Here is a 1,196-nt window from a genome sequence, read left to right as displayed (position 1 = left end):
GGCCGGGGCGGGGCAAGGGCGCCGCGCAGCGGCGGGAGGCGTGAGCCGACGCACCCTTGCCGCGCTCAGGCCGAGGGTGGCAGGGCCTCCCCTGCCCCCTCGCTCCTCTCCCTTCCTTCCTCTCGAAGAGGTCTCCCTACAGGGTGGCCGACACCTCCTTCCCCGTCGCGCTGACGATGCGGATCGTGCTGCCTTCCGGGGATTGGGTGATCTGCAGCTCGATGCGCCCAGTGCCCAGGGTGCGCAGCACCCAGCGGGCATCCCGGAGGGCGTCGACGATCCGCGCCGCCACGGCCGCATCACTGTCCAGCAGCAGCCCGCGAGCCGTGTCGAGGGCATCCGCCGTATAGCATTCCAGCTGCCGGTCGTAGCTGTCGGTATCGGCATCGTCGCTGTGGGCGAAGAAGCCCTCGACCAGGGCATCGGCCAGGTCACCGGGAGCGGTGTCCCGCGCCACAACGAAGCCCGGGAACGCATCGCCGAAGGCTTCGGAGCTGAAGAAGAAGGGAACCACCGCCTCGTGCAGCAGGCTCGGCACGCCGGGTGAATGGCCTCCGTTCTGCACCAGGAGGCGCGCACGCACCGCCTCGACCACGCGGCGATCGTCCTCGAACGACGCGGGAGGGCCGCCTGAAACCGGCTGTGCCAGCTCCTCCGTCACACCGTCCGCACCGACGGCGACCGCCGACACCTCCCGCACCACGCGCTGCGCGTCATAGGCGGGATAGCCGGCGAAACGGGGATTGGCCTCCACCACACGGGCACCGTCCTGCCAGCCCAGCAGCAGGCGGTGCAGGTTGGCCTGGTCGCAGGCTTCTCCCCACCTGACGCCGTCGACCAGTAGCAATTCGGTTCCATCCGTGCCGAGCACCACGGGCGCCTCCACGCGATCCAGACGGCTCCGCGTCTCGTCGGTGACCATCCGCCAGAGAGACAGTGCGATCTCCACGGGTGGCAGGATGATCCCCAGCCGCTCGGCCCGCTTCGCGTCGGCGAAGGCCAGCGCGTGCTTCGGTTGCCGGGCAACCGCCTCCAGCAGAGCCGCCGGTCCGCCCGCGCCCGCATGGCGCGGAAGAAGTCGTTGTCGATCGGCTCGTTGCGCGCAGGCAGCACCAGGCGCAGGTCCGGCGCCGACATCACGTCCACGAACACGCTCCGGGTGGGTCCCCCGACCTCGGCAAGGGCGACCGCCGTGC

General features: G+C 70.9%; 1 protein-coding gene. It reads right to left on the bottom strand.

Features of this window, described 5'->3' with window-relative positions:
• Nucleotides 1-136 precede the first annotated feature (136 nt).
• A partial coding sequence (locus ROTAS13_RS24765) for a hypothetical protein (RefSeq protein WP_216348746.1) occupies nucleotides 137-1,196 on the bottom strand: 1,060 nt, incomplete at its 5' end.

Source organism: Roseomonas sp. TAS13, from assembly GCF_001950415.1.
GTDB classification, from domain to species: Bacteria; Pseudomonadota; Alphaproteobacteria; order Acetobacterales; family Acetobacteraceae; genus Roseomonas; species Roseomonas mucosa.
The sequence above is the reverse complement of the archived record's forward strand: the minus strand, read 5'-3'. Positions and strand labels throughout refer to the sequence as shown.